This is a genomic window from Saccharothrix sp. NRRL B-16348 (assembly GCF_001280085.1).
Classification (GTDB): Bacteria; Actinomycetota; Actinomycetes; order Mycobacteriales; family Pseudonocardiaceae; genus Actinosynnema.
Genome location: NZ_LGED01000196.1, coordinates 98,491 through 123,082, shown reverse-complemented (window position 1 = coordinate 123,082; position 24,592 = coordinate 98,491). Strand labels below are relative to the sequence as shown.

Sequence of the window (24,592 nt, the reverse complement as noted above, 5' to 3'; positions counted from 1 at the left end):
GACCCGACCGACCAGGAGGTGCGTCGTGCCACCGGAAACCACCACCCGTGCCCGACCGGTCCGCGAAGTGCTGGCGTGGAGCCGCGGCATGGTCCAGCCGGCCCTGCGTGCCGCCGTCGACGGCTTGCCCGCCTCGGTGCGGCACGTCGCCGGGTACCACCTGGGGTGGTGGGACGAGCACGGCGACCCGACCGACGCGGGCGGCGGCAAGGCGATCCGCCCGGTGCTGGCCCAGCTGGCGGCCGAGGCGGTCGGCGGCGACGCGACCACCGCCGTGCCGGCCGCCGCCGCGGTGGAACTGGTGCACAACTTCACGCTGCTGCACGACGACGTGCTCGACGGGGACCGGACCCGGCGGCACCGCCCGGCGGCGTGGCACGTCTTCGGCGTGCCGGACGCCATCCTGACCGGCGACGCCATGCTGGCGCTGGCGTTCGACGTGCTCGCCGCGAGCGGGCACCCGGCCGCCCTGTCCGGCGTGCGGGTGCTCAACGCCGCGGTGCTCGACCTGGTCGGCGGCGAACAGGCCGACCTCGCGTTCGAACGACGGCACGACATCGGCGTGGCCGAGTGCGTGGCGATGGTGGAGCACAAGACCGCCGGTCTCCTCGCCTGCGCCTGCGCCCTGGGCGCGATGTTCGCCGGCGCCGGCCCCGCCGAGGTCGCGGGCCTCCGCGACTTCGGCCTGCGCCTCGGTGTGGCGTTCCAGCACGTCGACGACCTGCTGGGGATCTGGGGCGACGCGACCGTGACCGGCAAGCCGGTGCACGGCGACCTGCGTGCCCGCAAGAAGTCCCTGCCGGTGGTCGCCGCCCTGACCTCCGACACGCCGGCGGGCCGGGAGCTGGCCGCGCTGTACGAGGGTGACGGGCAGCCGGTGGCCGCCGACCCGGCCCGCGCGGCACGGCTGGTCGAGGAGGCGGGCGGTCGCGCCTGGAGCGAGCGGCAGGCGGAACTGCTCCTGGACCAGGCGTTGCGCCGGCTCGACCCGATCGCGTCGTCCGCGCCGCGCGCCGCGGCGGAACTGGCCGCCCTGGCCCGGACGATCGTGCGCCGCGACCATTGACCGGGCCGGCATCATGGACCGGTCAGGCGCACTGCCGGCATGCGCCATATGGTCGTTCCAGGATGTAAGTTACTCCTGAGCTGGGCTCGCTTCTGTTGCTCGACCACCAAAAGCCGGTGGCCGAGCCTCGACGCCCCGCACTGTCGGCACAACGCCGTTGACGCCATCCGTGAAAGCGCTTACCACCGCCCGGCCGTCTGCGCGGACCTCCCGCCCGCCACACCCTTGACACCCGCATGGTGTTGCTCACACACTATGACCCGGCCGCAATGTTAGCGCAAACATCCTCCTGCACCACCCACTCGACGGCGACGCCACCACGACTGTCCGGATCGGACGGTCACGCCGTCGTCCGCGCCAGGGCAACGGCCGTGATCAGGCAGTTCCAGGCACCGCCGGGCGCGATGATCCGCTCCGAGGAGAGACAATGACGTCTACCCGCGCGTTCTCCGCGCACGCCGCCATCCCCCACCACCACACCGACGCCCGCCACGGCGTCGGCAGCCGGGCATGAAGGTCATGAGGCGGGGCGCCGCGGCGGCGTTCGCGCTGACCACCGTGGCCGCTTCCCTGCTGGTCCACCAGCCCGCGGCCCACGCGGCCGGTCCCGTGCCGCACTACGTGATGACCGCGTTCACCAACAGCAGCGAGTCGAACATGCACGTCTACGACTCGCCGAACGCCACGGACTTCACCGCCGTCCGGGCCAACGCCTACACGCCGCCGTCCGGCCTGATCCGCGACCCCAGCGTCATCCGGCACACCGACGGCTACTACTACATCGTCTACACCACCAACTGGACGGGCAACACCATCGGCTTCGCGCGCAGCGCCGACTACACCACCTGGACGTTCCTGCGGAACGTGACCGTGGGGCTGAACGGCTCCACCGGCAGCACGTGGGCTCCGGAGTGGTTCAAGGACACCGACGGCAGCGTGCACGTGGTGTTCTCCGCGTCCACCGCGGGCACCGCGGGCCAGTTCCGGCCCTACCGGATCACCGCGACCAACAGCTCCCTGTCCGCGTGGACCTCGCCGACGCCGCTGGGCATCCCGGCCAACTACATCGACAGCTTCATCGTCAAGGTCGGCGGGACCTACCACAACTTCCTCAAGAACGAGACCACCAAGTACATCGAGCACGCCACCGCCACGTCGCTGAACGGACCGTGGCAGTTCGTCGGCACCGGCAACTGGGCGGGTTGGGGCTCGGGCCTCGAAGGACCCGCGCTCGTGCAGCTGCCCGACGGCCGCTGGCGCCTCTACTTCGACCAGTACGGCAACAAGCGCTACTACTACGCCGACAGCTCCAACCTGAGCGCGTTCGGCGCCAAGGTGGAGCTGCCCGGACTGTCCGGCACGGCCCGGCACTTCACCGTCCTGCGCGAGAACGTCGGCGACAGCACCGCCGTGCCCACCGGCAGGCGCTCCCTGCGGTCGGCCAACTTCCCCGACCGCTACCTGCGCCACCGCGACAACCTCGCGCGCGTGGACCCGATCGGCACCGCGACCGACCGCGCCGACGCCACGTTCAGCGTCGTCGCCGGGCTGGCCAACGGGAACTGCTACTCGTTCCAGTCGGTCAACTACCCCGGCTACTACTTGCGCCACAACAACATGCGACTGGCGTTGCACAACAACGACGGTTCGGCGGTGTTCCGGGCGGACGCGACGTTCTGCGGACGGGCGGGGCTCGCGGGCGGCGGCACGACGTCGTTCGAGTCGTTCAACTTCCCCGGCCGCTACCTGCGCCACTACGCCTACGAGATGCGGCTGGACCTGCGCGCGTCCGACGCCGCGTTCGCCGGTGACGCCTCGTTCACCGTGACCTCGCCACTGGGCTGACGACCGCCGCACGCCACCGGCCACTTCCGACAAGGAGAACTCATGATCAAGCGCAGGACGGTGCTGGCCGCGGCCGGCGCCACGGTCGGCGCCGCCGCCGCGAGCGGCGTGCTCGGCACGGGTGTCGCCGGAGCCGACGCGACCATCGGGGTCAGCCCCGGCGTCAACTACGGCACGTGGGAGGGCTGGGGCACCTCGCTCGCCTGGTGGGCCAACGTGTTCGGCGACCGGGACGACTTCGCCGACCTGTTCTTCACCACCAAGACCGTGAGCTACAACGGCGCCTCGCTGCCCGGCCTCGGCATGAACATCGCCCGCTACAACCTCGGCGCGTCGAGCTGGAACGCCGTCGGCTCCGAGCGCATGGTCGCCTCGCCCAACATCCCGCGGTTCAAGCAGATCGAGGGCTTCTGGCAGGACTGGAACAACGAGGACCCCGCCTCGGCGGCGTGGAACTGGAACGTCGACGTCAAGCAGCGCGCGATGCTGGTGAAAGCGACCCAGCGCGGTGCGATGAGCGAGCTGTTCGCGAACTCGCCGATGTGGTGGATGTGCTACAACCACAACCCTTCCGGCGCGGCCGACGCCTCCGTCACCAACCTCCAGTCGTGGAACCACCGCCAGCACGCGCACCACCTCGCCGTCACCGCGCGCCGGGCCCGCGACCAGTGGGGCGTCAACTTCCGCACCGTGGACCCGTTCAACGAGCCGTCCTCGAACTACTGGCACGCCAACGGCACCCAAGAGGGCTGCAAGATCGACGCCACCACCCAGCGCAGCGTGCTGGCCCACCTGCGCACCGAGCTGAACCGGCAGGGCGTCGGCGGCATCGGCATCTCCGCCTCCGACGAGACCAGCTACGACCTCGCCCGCACCACCTGGAACAGCTTCGACGCCACCACCAAGGGCTTGGTGCGCCAGGTCAACGTGCACGGCTACCAGGGCACCGGTGGCCGGCGGGACCTGCTCGGCAACGACGTGCGCGCGTCGGGCAAGGTGCTGTGGAACACCGAGCACGGCGACAGCGACGGCAGCGGCCTGCAGACGGCGCGCTGCCTGCTGCTCGACTTCCGCTGGCTGCGCCCCACCGCCTGGTGCTACTGGCAGGTCATGGACCCCACCGCGGGCTGGGGCACCATCAAGTACGACGGCGGCACGCTGCGGGCGGGCGCGGTGGAGACCAAGTTCTACGTGCTGGCCCAGTTCACCCGGCACATCCGACCCGGCATGCGCATCCTGGAGACCGGCAGCGACCTCGCCGTCGCCGCCTACGACGCCACCGCGCGCCGCCTGGTCGTCGTCGCCGCCAACACCGGTTCCGCCCAGACCCTCACCTTCGACCTGTCCCGCTTCGGCCAGGTCACCGGCGGGACGAACGGCCTGGTGCCGCGCTGGTCCACCACCACCGCCGGCAGCGGCGACCGCTACACCCAGCGCCAGGACACCCGACTGGACGGCAAGACCCTCCGCGTCGCGTTCGCCGCCGGGCAGGTGCAGACCTTCCAGATCGACGGGGTGGTGGCCTGACCTCTCGACGCCGGATGTTAGCGCTAACAGACGCACTTCTCGCCGACACCACGCACCGCGTCGCCATCGCCTGGCAGAACACCGCCTACAACCAACCGCCGCACCCCGGCTTCGCGATCAGGTGATGACCGCGAAGGCGCCGAGCCGACCGGACGGCCGGGGACGCGATCCGCGTTCCCGGCCGTCCAGAGGCTCCGCGGACGTCCCCGCCCTCCGGCACTTGGAGTTGACCATGCGTCGTCGAACACGCGCCTGCGCCGTGCTGTCCTGCCTCATCGCCGCGACGATCGCGGTGCCACCACAGGCGTCCGCGGACGTGCTGCCGACCGGGGCGCGTTCGCTGGAGTCGGTGAACTACCCCGGCCGCTACCTCCGGCACCAGGACTACCTCGGCCGGTTGGACGCCGTGACGTCGGCCAGTGCCGCGCAGACCAAGCTGGACACGACCTTCACCGTGATCTCGGGCCTGGCCTCGCCGTCGTGCTACTCCTTCCAGGCCAAGAACGGCATGTTCCTGCGCCACCTGGACTGGCGGCTGCGGCTGGAGGCGAACACCGGCGACGCGCGCTTCCGCGAGGACGCGACGTTCTGCGCGGTGGCCGGGTCGACGGCCGGCTCGGTGTCGCTGGTGGCGTTCAGCCACCCGGACCGGCGGCTGCGGCACCGGAACTACGAGGTGTGGCTGGACACCTACCAGGACACGGCGCAGTTCCGGGCGGACAGCTCGTTCCGCCTCACCGCGCCGTGGAGCCCGAAGACCACCAAGGGACCGGTCATCCCGGGCCTGTACGCCGACCCGCACATCACGAACTTCAACGGCCGCTACTACCTCTACCCGACCACGGACGGGTACGCGGGCTGGGCTTCGCCCTACTACAAGGCGTTCTCCTCGACGGACCTGGTGAACTGGACCGACCACGGCGTGATCCTCGACCACGGGCCGGACGTGTCGTGGGCCGACAACTCCGCCTGGGCGCCCGCCGTCGTCGCCAAGAACGGCCGCTACTACCTGTACTTCAGCGGCGGCGCGGCGTCCGGTGACACGGCCAAGCACCTTGGTGTCGCGGTGTCCGACTCGCCCACCGGGCCGTTCCGCGACGCCCTCGGCAAGCCGTTGGTCCGCGCGGGCGCCTACTCCGGGCAGGCCATCGACCCCATGGTGTTCACCGACGACGACGGGCAGTCGTACCTGTACTGGGGCAACGGCACCGCCTGGGTCGTCCCGCTCAACGCCGACATGACGTCGTTCGACCCGGCGAAGGTCCGCAACATCACCCCGACGGGGTACCGCGAGGCGTCGTTCGTGTTCAAGCGCAACGGCACCTACTACTTCATGTGGTCGGAGAACGACACGCGCGAAGAGGACTACCGGGTCGCCTACGCCACCGGGACGTCACCGCTCGGCCCGTGGACCAAGCGGGGCGTGGTGCTGCAGAAGCGCCTGGAGCTGGGCATCAAGGGCCCCGGCCACCACTCCGTGGTCAAGGCTCCGGGGAGCGACACCTGGCACGTCGCCTACCACCGGTTCGCGGTGCCCGCCGGCAACGGCACGAACCGCGAGACCACCGTGGACCGCATGACGTTCAACGCCGACGGCACCATCGCCCCGATCGTGCCCACCCTCTGATCGGACGGCCCGGTGGGACGTGGGCGCGCGGGTCGGGCAACAGGCCCGCGCGCCCACGGGCTCAGAAGTCGAACTGGTCGATGTTGCCCTGGTCGAACACGGTGGGCGGGCCGAGCACGACGACGCCGTCCTTCCCGATGGTGTACTCGCCGAGCTTGCCCGCCTTGAACTTCTCGCCCTCCGCGCCGGTGATCTGCCCCGACGCGAGCGCGGCGCCGGCGTAGGCGGCGAGGTAGCCGAGGTCGGCGGGGTTCCACAGGGCGAACGCCTTGACCGTGCCGTCCTTGACGAACTCGCGCATCTGGTTCGGCGTGCCGAGACCGGTCAACGCGACCTTGCCCTTGTACTCCGAGCCCGACAGGTAACGCGCCGCCGCGGCCACGCCCACCGTGGTGGGCGAGACGATGCCCTTCAGGTCGGGGTAGGAGCGCAGCAGGCCCTGGGTCTCCTGGAACGACTTCTGGTCCTCGTCGTTGCCGTACGCCACCGTGACGAGCTCGATCTTGCCGTGCTCGGGCTTCTTCAGCTCCGCGCGCATCAGCTCGATCCACGCGTTCTGGTTGGTCGCGTTCGGCGTCGCCGACAGGATCGCGATCTTGCCCGCGCCGCCGATCTGCTCGGAGATCAGCTTGACCTGGTTCTCCGCGATGCCCTCGGCGGTCGCCTGGTTGACGAACACGTCCCGGCACTCGGGCTTGGTGTCGGAGTCGAAGGTGACCACCTTGGCGCCCGCCTGCCGTGCGCTGTTGAGCGCGCCGCAGATGGCGTTCGGGTCGTTGGCGGAGGTCGCGATGACGTCGGTCTGCTGCTGCGACAGCGTGTTGATGTAGCTGACCTGGGACGACGCACTGGCCTCGGAAGGACCGACCTCCTTGTACTTGCCCTTGAACTCCTCGGTGGCGCTCTTGCCGCCACCGTCGGCCACGGTGAAGTACGGGTTGTTGACCTGCTTGGGCAGGAACGCCACGTCGAGCCCTTCGACCAGCGGCGCGTCGGGGTTCGCCTGGCCGGTGGCCTGGTTGCCCGAGGGGTTGGCGTTGTCCTCGGACCCACGGGTGGTGCCGCCGCACGCCGCGCCGACCAGCACGGTCGCCATGGTGGCGGCGATCAGGCCGAGGCGCAGCGTGCGCTTGGGCTGGGTGGACATGGTTCTCCCTTTCTCCGCGGGGACTTCGTTGTCACGAGTGGCGTTCGGGGTCACGCGGTGCGGCTTCGCCGTCGCCACAGGGCGCGGGTCAGGGTGATCACGTTGGGCACCACGACCGAGGCGATGAGCAGTCCGCCGGTGACGACGTTGAGCGTGTCGGCGGCGACGTCGGCGAGTTGGAGGGCGTTGCGGACGGCGCCGAGCAGGAGCACGCCCAGCAGGACTCCGAGCAGCGTGCCGCGACCTCCGAAGATCGAGACGCCGCCGAGCAGGACGGCGGCGACCACGGCCAGTTCCAGGCCGGCGGCGTTGTCGGCCCGCGCGCTGGCGAACCGCAGCGTCCAGTACACGCCGGCCAGGCCGGACACCGCGCCGGAGGCGACGAACAGCCAGAACTTCGCGCGGGCGACGCGGATCCCGGCGAACGTCGCCGCCTCGGCGTTGTTGCCCATGGCGTAGAGGGACCGGCCGAACGGGGTCGCGTGCAGCACGACGCCGAACACGATCGCGAGGACGGCCGTGATCACCGCCGCCCACGGCACGGCGCCGTCGCCGACGGTGCCGCTCGCGGCCTCGGTCCAGCGGAACGGGAAGTCGGCGACGGCCTGGTCGCCGAGCACCACGAACGCCAGGCCGCGGTACGCGGCCAGGGTGCCGATGGTGACCGCGAGCGACGGCAGCGCGAACTTGGTCACGAACACCGCGTTCACCGCGCCGAGCACCGCGCCGAGGCCGATGACCAGCACCACGATCAGCTCCAGCGGCAGGCCCGCCACCCACAGCTGACCCATCGCCGCGCTGCACAGCCCGAGCGTGCTGGCCACCGACAGGTCGATCTCGCCGGTGATGACGATCAGCGTCAACGGCAGCGCGATCAGCGCGATCGCGATCACGTCCAGCAGGAGGAACTGGAGGTTCCGCCCGCTCGCGAACCCCTCGACCAGCACCCCGGCGATCACCACGACCGCGACGAGCACCACGAGCAGCGCGGTGTCCCAGCGGACCAACGCGGAGCGCAGCACGCCCGCGGCCGGTTCCGCCGGCGCGCCCGGAACGTCCACCGCCACCGTGTCACGCGCCATGGGACGACCTCCCTCGCAAGCGGTTCGCCGCGCGGACGGCCAGCAGCCGGTCCAGTCCGATCGCGGCGAGGATGAGACCGCCCACCACGGCCTGCTGCCAGAACGGGTTGATCCGCAGCACCGCCAGGGAGCTGCCGATGGTGGTCAGCAGCACCGCGCCGAGCGCGGCGCCGTACACGCTGCCGCTGCCGCCGAAGATGGCCACGCCGCCGACCACGGCCGCCGCGACGACCTGGAGTTCGATGCCCGTGCCCACGGTGGCGTCGACGGTGCCGAAGCGTGCCGCGTACAGCACACCGGCGAGCCCGGCGAGGGCGCCGCAGAGGACGAACGAGGTGAGCACCCGGCGCCCGACCGGGATGCCGGACAGCCGCGCGGCGGCGGGTTCCGAGCCGATCGCGTACAGCTCGCGCCCGCTGCGGTAGGACCGCAGGTAGAAGCCGACGACCGCCATCACCACGACGGCGATGACGGCGAGCACCGGGATGCCGAGCACGGTCCACGTGCCGAGCCGGAGGAACGAGCGCGGCATGTCGGAGGCGTTGATCTGCTGACCCTGCGCCCACGAGTGGTCGATGCCGCGGAACGCGTAGAGCGTGCCCAGGGTGATCACCAGCGCGGGCACCCGCGCCGCCGCCACCAGCACGCCGTTGACCACTCCGCACACCGCGCCCAGCCCGACGCCGGCCAGGATCGCGACCACCGCCGGCGTGCCCGGCGCCGTGCTGAGCAGCTTGCCGGTCGCGAACGCGACCAGGCCGAGCACCGCGCCGACCGACAGGTCGATGTTGCGGGAGATGATCACCACGGTCTGCCCGACCGCCAGGACCACCAGGATCGCCGCTCCGAGCAGCAGGTCACGCAGGCTTTGCGGCGACAGGAACGCGGGGTTGTCCAGCGTGGTCACCAGCACGAGCAGCCCGAGCGCCACGACGATGCCGAACTCCCGCGCCAGCCACAGCTTCCGGACGAACCGGGTCCGGCTCTCGTCCGCCTCCGCCGGCGGCACGGCGGGCGCCGCCAACCGGGCGCTCACGCGACCGCCGCCTTCCGGCCCGTGGCCGCGAACATGACCGATTCCTCCGTCGCCTCGGCGCGGCTCAGCTCGGCGGTGATCCGCCCTTCGTGCACGACGAGCACGCGGTCGGCCATGCCCAGCACCTCGGGCAGCTCGGACGACACCATGACCACCGCGACCCCGTCGGCCGCCAGCCGCGAGAGCAGCCGGTGGACCTCGGCCTTCGTGCCGATGTCGATGCCGCGCGTCGGCTCGTCGACGATCAGCACCTTCGGGCCGGTCGCCAGCCACTTGGCCAGCACGACCTTCTGCTGGTTGCCGCCGGACAGCGTGCCGACCGCGTCCGCCAACCGCCCGTACTTGACCTGCAACCGCTTCGTCCACTCGCGAGCCGAACGGCGTTCACGCCCGCCGCCGAGCAGGCCGAGGCGGGACAGCGGCTTCAGGCGGGTGAGCGTCGCGTTGCGCTCGATCGACAGCTCCATGACCAGGCCCTGCTGGCGGCGGTCCTCCGGCACCAGCGCGATCCCGGCGGCCACGGCGGCGGCAGGTGTCCCGGCGGGCAGCCGCTCGCCCGCCACCCGGACCTCGCCCGCGTCGTAGCGGTCGATCCCGAACACCGCGCGCACGACCTCGCTGCGGCCGGCGCCGACCAGCCCGGCGAGGGCGACGATCTCGCCCGCCCGCACCGAGAACCCGATGTCGGCGAACACGCCGTGCCTGGTCAGCCCGGCGACCTCCAGCACGACGTCACCCGGCTCGACGTCCTCCTTGGGGTACAGCGTCGAGACGTCGCGCCCGACCATGCGCCGCACGACCTGGTCGACGGTCAGGTCGGCGACCGGATCGGTGGACACCCACGTGCCGTCGCGCAGCACGGTGAGCCGGTGGCACAGCGAGAACACCTCGTCGAACCGGTGCGAGATGAACAGCACCGCCGCGCCCTCCTCGCACAGTGCCCGCACCACCGCGAACAGCCGCTCCACCTCGACGCCGGACAGCGCGGCGGTCGGCTCGTCCATCACGAGCACGCGAGCCCGCAGCGACAGCGCCTTGGCGATCTCGACCAACTGCTGGTCGGCGATCGACAGACCGCGCGCGGGGCGGTCCGGGTCGAGGCGGACGCCGAGCCGGTCGAACAGCCGCACCGCCTCGGCCCTCATCGCCGCCCGGTCGATGCGCCCGAACCGGCCCAGCGGCTGGCGGCCCATGAAGATGTTCTCCGCGACCGAGAGGTCCGGGAACAGCGTCGGCTCCTGGTAGATGACCGCGATGCCGGCGGCCCGCGCGGCGGCGGGACCCGCCGGCCGCGTCTCCTCGCCGTCCAGGACGATCACGCCGGTGTCCGGCTCGTGCACGCCGGCGAGCACCTTCACGATCGTCGACTTGCCCGCGCCGTTCTCCCCGACCAGCGCGTGCGCCTCACCGCCGTGCAGCGGGAACGACACCTCGCGGACGGCCGCCACCGCGCCGAACGACTTGGAGACACCCCGTACCTCCAGCAGCGGAGCCGCGTGTTCTCGGTCCATTCGGCATCTCCTTCACTGAAATGTTTCAATGCGGTGATGATGCGCGAGGCTAGGGGCTGCTCAGACCCACCGTCAACGACGGTCCGGCAACTTTGCCGAGATGAGACGGTCATCGTTAGGTCATCGTGCTCAAGCGCGCGGCCCGTCGGGCACGCCGACAGATGGCACGTTTCAAACGATTGCGCAAAGATTTCGGAACACCGACCGCGCCGGACGTCACCGGATCAGGCGACGCCGTCCAACCGGCGCATGCTGGTGGACTCGCGCACCACCAGTTCGGGCTCGAACACCCGCTGCTGGTGCACGTGCCCCTTCGGGTGCCGCGCCTCGGCCAGCAGCAGCTCCGCCGCCGTGCGGCCCAGGAGCTGGCGCGGCTGGGCGACCGACGTCAGCGGCACCGCCGCCGCGGCCGCGAACTCGATGTCGTCGTAGCCGACGATCGCCAGGTCGTGCGGCACGCGCAGGCCGAGCCGGACCGCCTGCTGGAGCAGGCCGAGCGCGAGCATGTCGTTGGCGCAGAACGCGGCGGTGGGCCGCCGGGCCGCGGGCAGACCGGCCAGGCGCTCGCCCGCCCGCCTGCCCTCGGCGACGTCGAGGCGTGCCGTCTCCAGCACGGTGAGCGGCTCGGCGCCTGCTCGGGCGAGGGCCTGCTCGGCGCCCGCCAGGCGGTCGGCCACCTGGCCGATCGAGCGCGGCCCGCCGACGAAGGCGATCCGGCGGTGGCCGGCGTCGAGCAGGTGCGACGCGGCGAGGTCCCCGCCGAGCACGTCGTCCACCGACACCGAGCAGCGGTCCGGCCCCGCGCCGCGGTCGACGACCACGACGGGCGTCCCGCGACGGGCCAGCGCGGCGAGGCTCGGGTCGTTCGCGTCGACCGGCGTGATCAGGATGCCCTCCACCCGCTGCTGCTCGAGCAGGTCCAGGTACCTGGCCTGGCGGGTGGGGTCCTCGCCGCCGTCGCACAGGAACATGGCGAGCCCGGCGTCCTCCGCCACCTGCTGCGCGCCGGCGGCCACGTCGGTGAAGAACGGGTTGCGGGTGTCGAGCACCACGTAGGCGAGGGTGCGGCTGGTGCCGCCGCGGAGCTGGCGGGCCGACTCGTTGCGCACGAAGCCCAGCTCGGCGATCGCGTCCAGGACCCGCTTGCGGGTGCTCTCGGCGACCAGCTCGGGGTGGTTGAGCACGTTCGACACCGTGCCAACGGCCACGCGCGCGTGCGCGGCGACATCCTTCATGCTCGGCGCGGACACCGCCCACCCTCCTCCGTGATCGACGCGACCGGGAGATGAAACGTCCAAGCAACCGCGTCCGGCCGAAGCGTAGCAGGGAGAAGAAGGTGTGCCGGATGACCGACGCCACCCCGTGAACCTCCGTTGTGAAACGTTCCAAGGTCGGCTACCGTCGGCCCCACACCGGTTGACCCGCTGCCGAGAGGAACGACGTGTGATGTCCTTGCAGGAGGTGCTGTCGGAACTCGACGGGTTCACCATCGAGGTGCCGAGCTGGGCGTACGGGAACTCCGGGACCAGGTTCAAGGTGTTCAGCACACCGGGCACGCCGCGCGACCCGTTCGAGAAGATCGCCGACGCCGCGCGGGTGCACGCCCTGACCGGGCTCGCGCCGCGGGTGTCGCTGCACATCCCGTGGGACCGGGTCGAGGACTTCGGCGCGCTGGCGGCGCACGCCGAGGAGCACGGCGTGCGGATCGGCGCGATCAACTCGAACCTCTTCCAGGACGACGACTACAAGCTCGGCTCGCTGACGCACTCGGACCCGCGGGTGCGGGCCAAGGCCGTCGCGCACCACCTCGACTGCGTGGCGGTGATGGCGAAGACCGGCTCGACCGACCTGAAGCTGTGGCTGCCCGACGGCACGAACTACGCGGGGCAGGCGTCGCTGCGCGCCCGGCAGGACCGGCTGGCCGAGTCGCTGACCGAGATCTACGCCGCGCTGGGACCCGACCAGCGGCTGCTGCTGGAGTACAAGTTCTTCGAGCCGTACTTCTACGCGATGGACGTCCCCGACTGGGGCACCGCGCTGCTGCACTGCCAGGCGCTCGGCGAACGCGCGCAGGTCGTGCTCGACACGGGTCACCACGCGCCGGGCACGAACATCGAGTTCATCGTCATGCAGCTGCTGCGGGCGGGCAGGCTGGGCGCGTTCGACTTCAACTCCCGCTACTACGCCGACGACGACCTGATCGTGGGGTCGGCCGACCCGTTCCAGCTGTTCCGGATCATGGCCGAGATCGTCGCGGTCGGCGCGCACCGCCCCGACTCCGGGGTCAACTTCATGCTCGACCAGTGCCACAACATCGAGGACAAGATCGCGGGCCAGCTCCGGTCGGTCCTCAACGTCGAGCAGGCGTTGGCCAAGGCACTGCTCGTCGACACCGGGGCGCTGGCCGCCGCCGAGGAGGCCGGTGACGTGATCGGCGCGCACGACGTGCTGATGGACGCCTTCCACACCGACGTGCGCGGCGCGCTGGCCGACCGCCGCGAGGCCAAGGGCCTCCCCCGCGACCCGATGGCCGCCTACCGCACGTCCGGCTACGCCGACGGGATCGCCGCCGCCCGCGTCGGCGGCACCCAGGCCGGCTGGCTCTGACCCCTCGCCACCGCTCGTCCACGAGGAGTTTCCGCAGATGACCGACAACACGACCGCCGCGGCGCTGGTCGCCCGCTCGAACCGGCTGGGCGCCGATCCGCGCAACACCAACTACGCGGGCGGCAACACCTCCGCGAAGGGCAGCGACACCGACCCGGTGACCGGTGACCGGGTCGAGCTGCTGTGGGTGAAGGGCTCGGGCGGCGACCTGGGCACCCTCACCCCCGCCGGCCTGGCCGTGCTGCGCCTGGACCGGCTGCGCGCGCTGGTGGACGTCTACCCGGGCGTGGAGCGCGAGGACGAGATGGTCGCCGCGTTCGACTACTGCCTGCACGGCAAGGGCGGCGCGGCGCCGTCGATCGACACGGCCATGCACGGCCTGGTCGACGCGCCGCACGTGGACCACCTGCACCCCGACTCGGGCATCGCGCTGGCGACGGCGGCCGACGGGGAGAAGCTGACCGAGCGGTGCTTCGGCGACCGGGTGGCGTGGGTGGACTGGCGCCGGCCCGGTTTCCAGCTCGGCCTGGACATCGCGGCGATCAAGGCGGCGAACCCCCGGGCGATCGGGTGCGTGCTGGGCGGGCACGGGATCACCGCGTGGGGCGACACGTCCGAGGAGTGCGAGGCGCACTCGACGGAGATCATCCGGACCGCGGAGGAGTTCCTGGCGCGGCACGGGTCCGCCGAGCCGTTCGGCGCGGTGGTGCCGGGCAACGAGCCGCTGCCCGAGGCCGAGCGGCGGGCCAAGGCGGCGGCGATCTTCCCGGCGATCCGCGGCCTGGCGTCGACCGACCTGCCGCAGGTGGGCCACTTCACCGACACCGACGTGGTGCTGGACTTCCTGTCCCGGGAGAGGCTCGCGCCGCTGGCCGAGCTGGGCACGTCGTGCCCGGACCACTTCCTGCGCACCAAGGTCAAGCCGATGGTGGTCGACCTGCCCGGCACGGCGGGCGTGGACGAGATCATCGCGCGGCTCAAGGACCTGCACGCCGCCTACCGGGAGGACTACCGCGCCTACTACGAGCGGCACGCGACCCCGGACTCCCCGGCGATGCGCGGTGCGGACCCGGCGATCGTGCTGGTGCCCGGTGTCGGCATGTTCTCGTTCGGGCGCACCAAGCAGACCGCGCGGGTGGCGGGCGAGTTCTACGTCAACGCGATCAACGTGATGCGCGGCGCCGAGTCGGTGTCGACGTACCGGCCGATCCCCGAGTCGGAGAAGTTCCGCATCGAGTACTGGGCGCTGGAGGAGGCCAAGCTGGCCCGGATGCCCGAGCCGAAGCCGCTGGCCACGCGGGTGGCGCTGGTGACCGGCGCGGGATCGGGCATCGGGAAGGCCATCGCCGAGCGGTTGGCCGCCGAGGGCGCGTGCGTGGTCGTCTCCGACCTCGACGGGGAGAAGGCCGCCGCGGTCGCCGACGGCATCGGCACCGCGGACGTGGCGATCGGCGTGGCCGCGGACGTGTCGGACGAGGCGGCCGTGGAGCGGGCGTTCGCCGCGGCGGTGCTCGCGTTCGGCGGGGTGGACCTGGTCGTGAACAACGCCGGCTTGTCGATCTCCAAGCCGTTGCTGGAGACGACCGTGCGCGACTGGGACCTCCAGCACGACGTGATGGCGCGCGGGTCGTTCCTGGTGTCGCGGGCCGCCGCGAAGGTGATGATCGAGCAGGACATGGGCGGCGACATCGTCTACATCTCCAGCAAGAACGGGGTGTTCGCCGGGCCCAACAACGTCGCCTACGGCGCGACCAAGGCGGACCAGGCGCACCAGGTGCGGCTGCTGGCCGCCGAGCTGGGGCCGCACGGCATCCGGGTCAACGGCGTCAACCCTGACGGCGTGGTGCGCGGGTCGGGCATCTTCGCCGGCGGCTGGGGCGCGCAGCGAGCCGCCGTGTACGGGGTCAAGGAGGAGGAGTTGGGCGCCTACTACGCCAAGCGCACGCTGCTGGGCCGTGAGGTGCTGCCCGAGCACGTCGCCGCCGCCGTCTTCGCGCTCACCGCGGGCGACCTGTCCCAGACCACCGGGCTGCACGTGCCGGTCGACTCCGGCGTCGCCGCCGCCTTCCTGCGCTGATGGGCCGGGGTGCGGTCCGGGTCGCGGCGGTCGACCTCGGCGCGTCGAGCGGACGCGTGATGGTCTTCGACATCGCGCCCGGTCGGGTGACCTTCGCCGAGGCGCACCGGTTCCCCAACGGGCCGGTGCGGCTCGGCGACACGCTGCACTGGGACGTGCTCGGCCTCTACCGGGGCGTGCTCGACGGCCTGCGGGCGGCCGGGCCGCGGCTGGACGCGGTCGGCATCGACTCGTGGGCGGTCGACTACGGCCTGCTGGACGCCACCGGCGCGTTGCTCGGCAACCCGGTCCACTACCGCGACCGGCGCACCGACGGCGTGCCCGAGGCCGTGCACGCGCGCGTGCCGGCGACCGAGCTGTACCGGGTCACGGGGCTGCAGGTGCTGCCGTTCAACACCGTCTACCAGTTGGCGGCGGCCCGCGGCACGCCGCAGCTGGGCGCGGCGGAACGGTTGCTGCTCATCCCGGACCTGCTCGCGCGCTGGCTCACCGGCGCGGACGTCGGCGAGGTCACCAACGCCTCCACCACCGGCCTGCTCGACGCGCGGACGCGGACGTGGTCGGCGGAGCTGGTGGCGCGCCTGGGTCTCGCCGACGGGTTGTTCCCGCCACTGGTGGAGCCGGGCACAGAGGTGGGCACGCTGCACGACCACGTGCTGGCGGAGACCGGTCTGACCGGGCCCGTCCCGGTGGTGGCCGTGGGGTCGCACGACACCGCGTCGGCGGTCGTCGGGGTGCCGGCCGCGACGCGGGACTTCGCCTACGTCGCCACCGGGACGTGGTCGCTGGTCGGGGTCGAGCTGGACGCGCCGGTGCTCACCGAGGCGAGCCGCGCCGCGAACTTCTCCAACGAGCTGGGCGTGGACGGCACGGTCCGCTACCTGCGCAACGTGATGGGCCTGTGGTTGTTGCAGGAGTGCCTGCGCGAGTGGGGCGACCCGGACCTGACGGCGTTGCTCGACGCGGCGGGCGCGGAGCCCGCGTTGGCGGCGGTGGTCGACGCGGGTGATCCGACGTTCATCCCGCCGGGCAACATGCCCGCCCGGATCAGGGAGGCGTGTGCCCGGACGGGCCAGACGCCGCCGTCGACGCCCGCCGCGATCGTCCGGTGCGTGGTGGACAGCCTGGCGCTGGCCCACCGCCGGGCGGTCCGGCAGGCCGCCGACCTGTCCGGACGGCGGGTCGACGTCGTGCACGTGGTGGGCGGCGGCGCGCGCAACCGCCTGCTGTGCCGGCTCACCGCGGACGCCTGCGGGCTGCCGGTCGTGGCGGGACCGGTCGAGGCCGCCGCCTACGGCAACGCCCTGGTCCAGGCCCGCGCGTTGGGCGTGGTCACCGGTGGTCTGGCGGAGCTGCGGGCCGTGGTGCGGTCCTCGACCGAGTTGGTCCGGTACGAGCCGAGCGGTGAGCCCGGGGCGTGGCGGGCCGCCGAGGAGCGCCTGGCCGGGTGACGGCCTGGAGGCCGGTGCGGCGAGCGTCCACACCGGCCTCCTCCGGGCACTTCAGTCGGCAGCGGGGTGTGCGCCCGCGCCATGCGGGGCGGGACATCGCGGCACCATCAAGCAGTCGGGCCGGCGTGAGGGAACTCCGGTGACGTCAAGCGCTCGGGCCGTCCTGGAGTCGGCGTTCGGCGTCGCCGGCCAGCACGAGGTAGGCGCTCGCGGTCCAGGTGTAGGCGCGGTCGCGCAGGCCCTGGCCGGTGAGCGCGTCGAAGTTCTCGGCGAAGCCCGACTTCTCGCACACGGCGCGGAAGCTCGCGCTGACCTGGTCGGCCAACGCCACCGCACCTCCGCGCCGCAGGCCGTCCTCGACCAGCACGGTCGACGGCGCCCACACGGGTCCGCGCCAGTAGCCGTCGGCTTCGTACCAGGGCGAGTCGGGCAGCTCGGTGGCCAGGCCCACCGACGTCAGGTGGCCGGCCACGGCCTCGGCGACCGCGCCGTGCACGTCCGGCGGCAGTTCCGCGCCGAGGACGACGGGCACGAGGTCGAGCAGGCTCGCCGTGGCGCGCGGTGCGCCGTCGAGCCCGCGGCCGGCGAACCTGTCGCCGTTCCACAGCCGGTCGACCATCGCGGCGAGCATGGTGTCGGCTTCGCTCGTCCAGCGCGTCGCGGCGGCCGGGTCGCCGATCTCGCCCGCCAGCCGGGCCAGTTCCCGCAGCTGCAGGACGAGGAACGCGGCGAGGTCGGCGGTCCGCACGAGCGGATCGCCGCGGAACGCGGTGGAGTTGTCCCAGCCGCTGTCGTTGCCGTGCTCGTAGTGCGGGAAGGGCTCGCCCGGCACGCGGCGGTGGTCGAGCCAGAAGGTCGTCCACGCCGCCAGCTGCCGGTACAGGCGTGGCAGCTCGGCCGCGGGCAGCCCGCCGGGCAGGAGCTCGCGCAGCCTGCTCACCGCCCAGCCGTGGATCGGCGGCTTGACGAAGTTGTGCAGCACCTCGGAGTGCGTGATCGAGTCGGGCAGGGCGCCTTCCTCGGTCTGGTGGTCGAACACCACCTGCAGCTGGTCCCACGCCAGCTCCGGCGCCCCGGGCGCGAGCGCGAGGGCGTTGAAGCAGTGGTCCCAGCTCCACACCTTGTCCATCCAGTGCTTGGACATCAGCACCGCCGGGCGCTTGATGAACCCGGCCGGCGCCACGGTCGCCGACCACAGCACGTAGCAGGCCAGTTCGGCGGCCGGCGTGCGATCGCCGCGCCAGGGCGCGACCGCGTCGGTGAAGTCGGCGAACGACCGCCGTGCGGCCGTCACCACCTCGGTGAACGTCGCGTCGGACGTGAAGGCGCGGCGGGCCGTCGTCAGCTCCTCCAGCGCGAGTTCCCACTCACCGCCGTCCTCGCCGATCACGACGGCCCGCTCCGCCGTGCCCAACGCGCCGGCGCCCACCGCCCCGGCCTCTCCGGAGAGGACGGTCACGCGGTAGCGGTGCCCGGTCTCGTAGGAGGTGAACACGTACGACGACGTGACCGGGTCGTGGAAGAAGTACGTCCCGGTGAACGGCGTCAACGTCGGGTCCGCGGCGGCGATGCGCAGGCCGACGCCGTGGCCGGTGATCCGCAACGCGGAGGGCGTCTCGAAAGCGGCCCTGGCTCTCCCCCGCCCCGCCGTCCACGTCAGCAGCGCGGGGTCGGCCGTCACGTCGACCGCGCCGCCACCGCCGACGACCAGCGACAGCACCGCGCGCATCCCGTTGCGGTGCGACACCAGGTGCAGGTCGTCGGCGTACGTGGCGAGCGCGGTGACCGGGGAGAGGCCGAACCACGCGCCCGGGTGGCTGAACGGGATCTCGCGCACCGAGAAGTCGTCCACAGGCTTCCCTTCAGTCCTTGACCGCGCCCGCCGTGATGCCCGCGGCGACGAAGCGCTGGGCCAGCACGAGCAGCACGGTGGCGGGCACGGACGCGACCACGGCGGTGGCCATGATCGCGTTCCACTCCTGGTTGTTGTTGCCGATGTAGCGGTAGATGCCGAGCGTCAGCGGTTTCAGCGCGCCGCCGCTGTCCAGGGTGGTGGCGAACAGGAAGTCCGACCACGCCCACAGGAACGCGAACAGACCGGAGGTGACCAGCCCGTTGCGGCCGGCGGGCAGCACGACCGACCAGAACACGCGGAACGGGCCCGCGCCGTCGATCCGCGCCGCCTGCACGATCTCGTCGGGCACGGCCGACAGGAACGAGGTGAGGATCAGCACGGCGAACGGCACCGCGATCGTGGAGTCGGCGAGGACCAGGCCCCACACCGTGTTCGTCATGCCGAAGCGCACGAACATCCCGTAGAGGCCCAGCGCCATGACGATGCCGGGGATCATCTGCGCGACCAGCAGCACGAACATCAGCGACCCCCGGCCGCGCGGGCGCAGCTTCGCCAGCGCGTACGCGGCGGGCGCGGCCAGCGCCAACGTCAGCACGACGGTGCCCAGCCCGACCAGCAGGCTGGTGCCGAAGTACGGCAGCTGCTCGTCGAGCACCCGCGCGTACCCCTCGAACGTCGGGTCGACGGGGAACAGGTCCGGCGGCGACTTGCGCATCCGGCTCGCCGGCGTGAGCGAGACGTTGACCATCCAGTAGACGGGGAACAGCATCACGGCGGTGAGCAGCACGCCCACCGCGGTCCGCCACCACGACCGCGTCACGACGCCTCCTGCTTGCGCTGCGCGCGCACGTACACCAGGCCGGCGACCAGGGCGATCAGGATGAGCACGTTGCCCACCGCGGCGCTGGGCCCGAAGCGGGGCAGCGCGTTGCCGAAGCCCAGCTCGTAGGACCAGGTGGCCAGGGTGGTGGACGACCCGCTCGGGCCGCCGCGCGTCATGATCCAGATGATGTCGAACACCTTGAGCGTGTAGACGAGGCCCAGCAGCAGCGTGACCGTGGAGACCGCCCGCAGCAGGGGGAAGGTGACGTGCCGGAACGACTGCCAGGAGTTCGCGCCGTCCAGCGCGGACGCCTCGTGCACCTCGGCCGGGATGTCGCGCAGGCCGCTGTAGAGCACCACGAGGTTGAACGGGATGCCGATCCAGATGTTGGCGATGGTCACCGACACCAGCGACCAGTCCGGTGACGTCAGCCAGTGCACGCCGTCGACGCCGACGAAGCGCAGGACCGCGTTGACGACGCCCGCCTCGCTGTTGAGCAGCCACGCCCACGTCGAGGCCGACACGATCAGCGGCAGCAGCCACGGCACCAGGAACAACGCCCGCAGGGTCGCGGACAGCCGGAAGTGGCGGGAGAAGAACACCGCCATCGCCAGCCCGATGCCGTACTGGAAGACGAGCGACACGACGGTGAAGAGCACCGTGTTGAGCAGCGCGGTCCGGAAGGTCGGATCGGCGAACACGGTCAGGTAGTTCTCGAACCCCGTCAGCGGGGCGCCGCCGCGCACGAACGACCGGACGGTGTAGTCGCGGATGCTCAGGTCGACGGTCGTCACCAGCGGGTACGCGTAGAAGAGGAGCAGGTAGGCCACGATCGGGCTCAGGAACGCCCAACCGACGAGGTTCTTGCGCATCGACCGCGGGCCTACTTCGCCGTGGCCGCGGCGGCCTGGGCGTCCTTCAACGCGTCCGCCGGCGCCTTCGAGCCGGTCAGCGCGGCCTGCACGGCGGTCCACAGCGGCTGGGAGATCCGCGGGTAGCGGGTGCCGAGGCCGTCGCCGGTGCGGCCCTTGGCCGACTTCACCGCGTCCACCCACACCGCGAGCTCCGGGTTGGCGGCGACCTGCCGCTCGCGCACCGACTCGACCGCGGAGACGTAGGTCAGGGCCGTGTCGGTCGCCAGCACGGTGTCCGCGCCGGTGAGGCAGCCGGCGATCTTCGCCGCGGTCGCTTCCCGGCCCGTGTCGTCCTGGGCGGGCACGGTGACGACCTCGCCGCCGGTCGGGGCGGGCGCGACACCGCCGGCGCGGGACGGGATCGGGATCACGCCGTACTCGAACCCGGCCTTGCCCAGCTGCCACGTGCCGTTCTCGGCGAAGGCGTACTCGCCGGTGGCGAACTCCTGCCAGCTGGTGGTCTGCGTGTTGCCGATGACCGAGTTCGGCGCGTACCCCTTGTCCAGCCAGGACTTCCACAGCTCCACCGCGGCCACGGCCTGCGCCGACGACAGGTCGGTGAGCTGCGCGCCCGCGCCCCAGAACCACGGCAGGAACTGGAACGTGCCCTCCTCGGTGCCGATCGCGGAGAACGTGATGCCCTTCTTGCCCGCCGCGACGACCTTCGCCAGCGCCGCGTCCAGCGCCGCCCAGTCGGTGATCGACGCCGGGTCGACGCCGGCCGCGGTCAGCACCGCCTTGTTGTAGTAGAGCGCCAGGGTGTTCGCCCCGATCGGCACGCCGTACGCCTTCCCCTCCGACTCGGCCGCCGCCATGAGGTTCGTCGACGCCTGCGACGCGTCCAGACCGGTGTCCTGGTTGGCCTTCAGCACGCCCGCCTCGGCCAGCGTGGACACCACGGGGTTGTCCACGACCAGGACGTTGGGCGCGACGCCCTGCTGCGCGGCGAGCAGGACCTTGTTGGTCAGGTCCGACGTGTCGTACGCCTGGCGCTCGACCTCGACCCCGGCCTGCCGCCCGCAGTCCTCGATCACCTTCACCCACTCGGAGCCGCCGTCGAACTGCGGGTACGGGTCCCACACGGCGAACTTCCCGCCCGCGGGGCCGCCGGCATCACCGGTGGACGAGGAACAGGCCGACAGGGCCAGTCCCGCCGCGACGAGGGCGACGGCGAACCGGTGGGTGATCGGTGCGGAGTTCATGGGGGTCCTTCCTGGCGGCTGCGCTGACGACCCGTCAGACCCTCGGGTCGAACCGGTTCGACCCAGGTGAGGTTCGGCCAACGTAACGTCCCGGAGGAACCCGTGCAAGACCTTGCCGACTATCATCGACACCCTGTCGAACCGGTTGATCGGAGTGCGCATGAACATCGGCGAGATCGCCAAGCGGGCGGGGGTGTCGCGCAGCACGGTGTCCTACGCGCTGAGCGGGAAGCGGCCGGTGTCGACGGCGACCGCCCGGCGGATCAACGAGGTCATCGACGAGCTGGGCTTCCGGCCCAACGCCAGCGCGCGGGCGCTCGCCGAGGGGCGGACCCGCACGTTGAGCCTGGTGATACCGCCCGCCAGCAGCCGGCTCACCGACGCGCAGCTCGGCTTCGTGGCCAGCGTGGTAGAGGCCGCCGCCACGCACGACCTCGACGTGCTGCTCTCACCCAGCGGCGGTGACCACGACCGGTCGTTCGAGCGGATCGTCACCGGTCGCCGGGTGGACGGCGTGATCCTGATGGAGATCCTGCTGGACGACGCGCGCGTGGCGCGGTTGGAGCAGGCCGGGCTGCCGTTCGTGACGATCGGCCACGTCGAGCACCCCGGCGCGTCGTGGTGGGTCGACGTGGACTACGCGGCGCTGATCCGGCGCTGCGTGCACCACCTCGCCGACCTCGGCCACCAGGACGTGGTGCTGATCAACCGGTCCGACGAGCTGGTGGCCGCCGGCTACGGACCCGCGCTGCGCTCGTCGGCCGGCTTCCTGGAGGCCGCGGACGCGCGCGGGCTGACCGCGCGCACGGTGTGCTGCGCCGACGAGCCCGCGGCGGGGCTGGCGTGCTTCGAGGACATCCGCGCCCGGTGGCCGGAGGTGACGGCGGCCGTGACGATCAACGAGGCCGCGCTGCCCGGCCTCCAGCAGGCCCTGCACCGGGCGCGGCTGGACGTGCCGCGCGACTTCTCGATCACCGGCGTCGTCGCGGGCCGCCTCGCCGAGGGCTTCCACCCGCCGCTGACCGCGGCCGACGTGCCCGCCGAGGAGATGGCCCGACTCGCCGTCGACCTGCTGGTCGAGCAGATCGCCGACCCCGCCGCGACACCGCGCAACGCCCTGCTGGAACCGGCCGTCACGTTGCGGTCGAGCACCGGGGCCCGCTTCCGCTAGTCGCGCGAACCGGTTCAACGGGCACGGCCTCCGCCACCCGGCCACGCTACCGCTCGGTTACGGTTGCGAACCGGTTCGATGACCATCTAGCGTGACGTCTCGTCGTATTCGTACCGTGCGGCCCGCCGGTGGTCGAACCGGTTCGACTACCGTTCAGAGGCCGGCGCGCACTTCCTCGTGTTTCCAGGACAGGCTCGCGGCCTGCCCTGCGCACGTCACGCCCATCATTCTGGTCAAGGAGTCGATCGTGCACCCCAAGCCCCGAGGACGAGACCGCGGCACCCCCGGCCCTACCGCCCAGGCCCCGGACGAGTCCCTCTCCGTGGACTTCTCCGTCGCCGGCGGCGCCCCGACCCACCGTGCCTCCGGGTGGATCTACGGCATGACCGAGGACGGCACGGGCCCCGCGGACCACTTCTTCCGCGACGTGGGGTTCCGGTACATGCGCGCCGGCGGCGCCCAGCTCGACGGCCCCGGCGGCTGGGTCGCGGGCAAGTACGACCGCCGGTGGAACTCGACCCGCGCGCAGCTGCTGCGCACCCGGTCGCTGGGCGGCGAGTTCATCCTGCTCGTGCACGACCTGTGGGGCGCCGACAGCTACCCGATCACCCGCTTCCCCGGCGACGACGGCGACTGGGCGGACTACGACGCCTTCCTGACCCGCCTGATCGCCGACGTGCGGGCGACGGGCGCGCCCGTGCAGTGGGACCTGTGGAACGAGCCGAACATCACCCCGTTCTGGAACCGCCCGCAGGCCCGGTACTTCGAGCTGTGGCGGCGCACGTACCAGCGGGTGCGGGCCGCGTTCCCGCAGCAGCCGATCGTCGGCCCCAGCTTCGCGGGCGTGCCGACGGCGGACGGCGCGTGGTGGAACCAGTACCTCGACTTCGTCCGCGGCAGCGACACGGTGCCGGACATCGTCAGCTGGCACTCGTTGCCGGGTGACCCGGTGGCGAACGTGGCGGCGGCGGACGCCACCCTCGACGCGCGCGGCATCCCGCACCCGCGGCCGTACCAGATCAACGAGTACGGCGCGGCCAACGAGCAGAACCCCGGTGCCGGCTCCTGGTACGTCGCCCGCCTGGAACGCGCCGGGGCCGACGGCCTGCGCGCCAACTGGGCCAGCGCGGGCAACCTGCACAACGACCTCGGCAACATGCTCGTCCGGGACTCGTCCGGGCAGCACCTGCCGAAGGGCGAGTGGTGGGTCTACCGCTTCTACGGCTCGCAGACGGGCCAGGTCGCCTCGGTGACGCCGAGCCGGTCGTACGACGCGTTCGCCACGAAGGCACCCGGCTCGGCGAAGGTCCTGGTCGGCGGTGGTGGCGACACCACGAGCGACGTCGCGGTCGCGTTGCGGCGCCTCGACACCACCAGCGGGATCGTGCTGGACGACCAGGTGCGCGTGGTCGTCCAGCGCATCCCCTACAACGGCGGCGGCGCGGTCCAGGGACCGGTGACCGTCCGGAACTCCGTCGTGACGCTGTCCGGCAACGCCACGACGGTCACCCTGCCGCACACCACCGCCGAGGACGCCTTCACCATCACGCTCCTGCCGCCGTCGGACCACAGCTTCCAGACCGTCGCCCAGCGCTGACAGCAGTGCCTGGACAGCACGGACCCGAGCACCGCACCGCGGCGGGTTCGCACT

At 72.1% G+C, this 24,592-nt stretch carries 19 protein-coding genes; 10 read left to right on the top strand and 9 right to left on the bottom strand.

Annotated elements, in window-relative coordinates:
- The first annotated feature begins 25 nt into the window (after positions 1–25).
- From ADK67_RS19600 to ADK67_RS19585, 5 genes are all read left to right on the top strand, one after another.
- Positions 26–1,066 (top strand): family 2 encapsulin nanocompartment cargo protein polyprenyl transferase, encoded by a 1,041-nt coding sequence (locus ADK67_RS19600; protein WP_053717886.1) that lies wholly within the window; start codon positions 26–28, stop codon positions 1,064–1,066.
- Positions 1,067–1,576: 510 nt separating this feature from the next.
- Positions 1,577–2,911 carry a glycoside hydrolase family 43 protein gene (locus ADK67_RS19595; RefSeq protein WP_157620608.1) on the top strand — a complete coding sequence of 445 codons (1,335 nt, stop codon included), beginning with the start codon at positions 1,577–1,579 and terminating at the stop codon, positions 2,909–2,911.
- A 42-nt stretch (positions 2,912–2,953) separates the two neighbouring features.
- Entirely contained in the window at positions 2,954–4,438 is a 1,485-nt protein-coding gene (locus ADK67_RS19590; RefSeq protein ID WP_053717885.1) for a glycoside hydrolase, read from the top strand.
- Between the two features lie 14 nt (positions 4,439–4,452).
- Positions 4,453–4,563 (top strand): rhamnogalacturonan lyase family protein, encoded by a 111-nt coding sequence (locus ADK67_RS55105; protein ID WP_331459326.1) that lies wholly within the window; start codon positions 4,453–4,455, stop codon positions 4,561–4,563.
- Positions 4,564–4,670: 107 nt separating this feature from the next.
- The gene (locus ADK67_RS19585; RefSeq protein ID WP_231648262.1) at positions 4,671–6,065 is read left to right on the top strand and encodes a family 43 glycosylhydrolase; all 1,395 of its coding nucleotides are present in this window, start codon (positions 4,671–4,673) and stop codon (positions 6,063–6,065) included.
- Positions 6,066–6,126: 61 nt separating this feature from the next.
- Here ADK67_RS19585 and rhaS read toward each other — a convergent pair whose 3' ends face one another.
- The 5 genes from rhaS to ADK67_RS19560 form a co-directional block, all read right to left on the bottom strand.
- On the bottom strand, positions 6,127–7,212 hold the full coding sequence (rhaS, locus tag ADK67_RS19580) for a rhamnose ABC transporter substrate-binding protein (RefSeq protein ID WP_053717952.1): 1,086 nt from the start codon (positions 7,210–7,212) through the stop codon (positions 6,127–6,129).
- A 50-nt stretch (positions 7,213–7,262) separates the two neighbouring features.
- Positions 7,263–8,294, bottom strand: coding sequence for an ABC transporter permease (locus ADK67_RS19575; RefSeq protein WP_082403599.1), 1,032 nt, complete (start codon positions 8,292–8,294; stop codon positions 7,263–7,265).
- Complete coding sequence (locus tag ADK67_RS19570; RefSeq protein ID WP_082403598.1) at positions 8,284–9,330, bottom strand: ABC transporter permease; 1,047 nt, start codon at positions 9,328–9,330, stop codon at positions 8,284–8,286. Before ADK67_RS19570 ends, ADK67_RS19575 begins: the two co-directional genes overlap by 11 nt.
- Positions 9,327–10,841 (bottom strand): sugar ABC transporter ATP-binding protein, encoded by a 1,515-nt coding sequence (locus ADK67_RS19565; RefSeq protein ID WP_053717883.1) that lies wholly within the window; start codon positions 10,839–10,841, stop codon positions 9,327–9,329. Before ADK67_RS19565 ends, ADK67_RS19570 begins: the two co-directional genes overlap by 4 nt.
- A 224-nt stretch (positions 10,842–11,065) precedes the next feature.
- Positions 11,066–12,076, bottom strand: a complete 1,011-nt coding sequence (locus ADK67_RS19560) for a LacI family DNA-binding transcriptional regulator (RefSeq protein ID WP_053717949.1) — start codon at positions 12,074–12,076, stop codon at positions 11,066–11,068.
- A gap of 211 nt (positions 12,077–12,287) precedes the next feature.
- Between ADK67_RS19560 and rhaI the strand changes: the two genes are divergently transcribed.
- The 3 genes from rhaI to ADK67_RS19545 are packed head-to-tail and all read left to right on the top strand — an operon-like array spanning position 12,288 to position 16,976.
- Positions 12,288–13,448 carry an L-rhamnose isomerase gene (rhaI, locus tag ADK67_RS19555; protein WP_053717948.1) on the top strand — a complete coding sequence of 387 codons (1,161 nt, stop codon included), beginning with the start codon at positions 12,288–12,290 and terminating at the stop codon, positions 13,446–13,448.
- Positions 13,449–13,485: 37 nt separating this feature from the next.
- Positions 13,486–15,525, top strand: coding sequence for a bifunctional rhamnulose-1-phosphate aldolase/short-chain dehydrogenase (locus ADK67_RS19550; RefSeq protein WP_053717882.1), 2,040 nt, complete (start codon positions 13,486–13,488; stop codon positions 15,523–15,525).
- Positions 15,525–16,976 (top strand): rhamnulokinase, encoded by a 1,452-nt coding sequence (locus ADK67_RS19545; RefSeq protein ID WP_053717881.1) that lies wholly within the window; start codon positions 15,525–15,527, stop codon positions 16,974–16,976. Before ADK67_RS19550 ends, ADK67_RS19545 begins: the two co-directional genes overlap by 1 nt.
- A gap of 145 nt (positions 16,977–17,121) precedes the next feature.
- Here ADK67_RS19545 and ADK67_RS19540 read toward each other — a convergent pair whose 3' ends face one another.
- From ADK67_RS19540 to ADK67_RS19525, 4 genes are read right to left on the bottom strand one after another with little or no spacing between them, the layout of a single operon-like run.
- On the bottom strand, positions 17,122–18,828 hold the full coding sequence (locus ADK67_RS19540) for an amylo-alpha-1,6-glucosidase (protein ID WP_053717880.1): 1,707 nt from the start codon (positions 18,826–18,828) through the stop codon (positions 17,122–17,124).
- A gap of 10 nt (positions 18,829–18,838) precedes the next feature.
- Positions 18,839–19,600 (bottom strand): carbohydrate ABC transporter permease, encoded by a 762-nt coding sequence (locus tag ADK67_RS19535; RefSeq protein WP_053717947.1) that lies wholly within the window; start codon positions 19,598–19,600, stop codon positions 18,839–18,841.
- Between the two features lie 47 nt (positions 19,601–19,647).
- The gene (locus ADK67_RS19530) at positions 19,648–20,526 is read right to left on the bottom strand and encodes a carbohydrate ABC transporter permease (protein ID WP_053717879.1); all 879 of its coding nucleotides are present in this window, start codon (positions 20,524–20,526) and stop codon (positions 19,648–19,650) included.
- Positions 20,527–20,537: 11 nt separating this feature from the next.
- Positions 20,538–21,770 carry a sugar ABC transporter substrate-binding protein gene (locus ADK67_RS19525; RefSeq protein WP_053717878.1) on the bottom strand — a complete coding sequence of 411 codons (1,233 nt, stop codon included), beginning with the start codon at positions 21,768–21,770 and terminating at the stop codon, positions 20,538–20,540.
- 160 nt (positions 21,771–21,930) lie between these two features.
- On the opposite strand from ADK67_RS19525, the gene ADK67_RS19520 reads away from it, so the two are divergent.
- Together ADK67_RS19520 and ADK67_RS19515 are read left to right on the top strand one after the other, a co-directional pair.
- Positions 21,931–22,941, top strand: coding sequence for a LacI family DNA-binding transcriptional regulator (locus ADK67_RS19520; RefSeq protein WP_053717946.1), 1,011 nt, complete (start codon positions 21,931–21,933; stop codon positions 22,939–22,941).
- A 247-nt stretch (positions 22,942–23,188) separates the two neighbouring features.
- Positions 23,189–24,538, top strand: a complete 1,350-nt coding sequence (locus tag ADK67_RS19515; protein ID WP_231648261.1) for a beta-xylosidase — start codon at positions 23,189–23,191, stop codon at positions 24,536–24,538.
- The last annotated feature ends 54 nt before the right edge of the window (positions 24,539–24,592 follow it).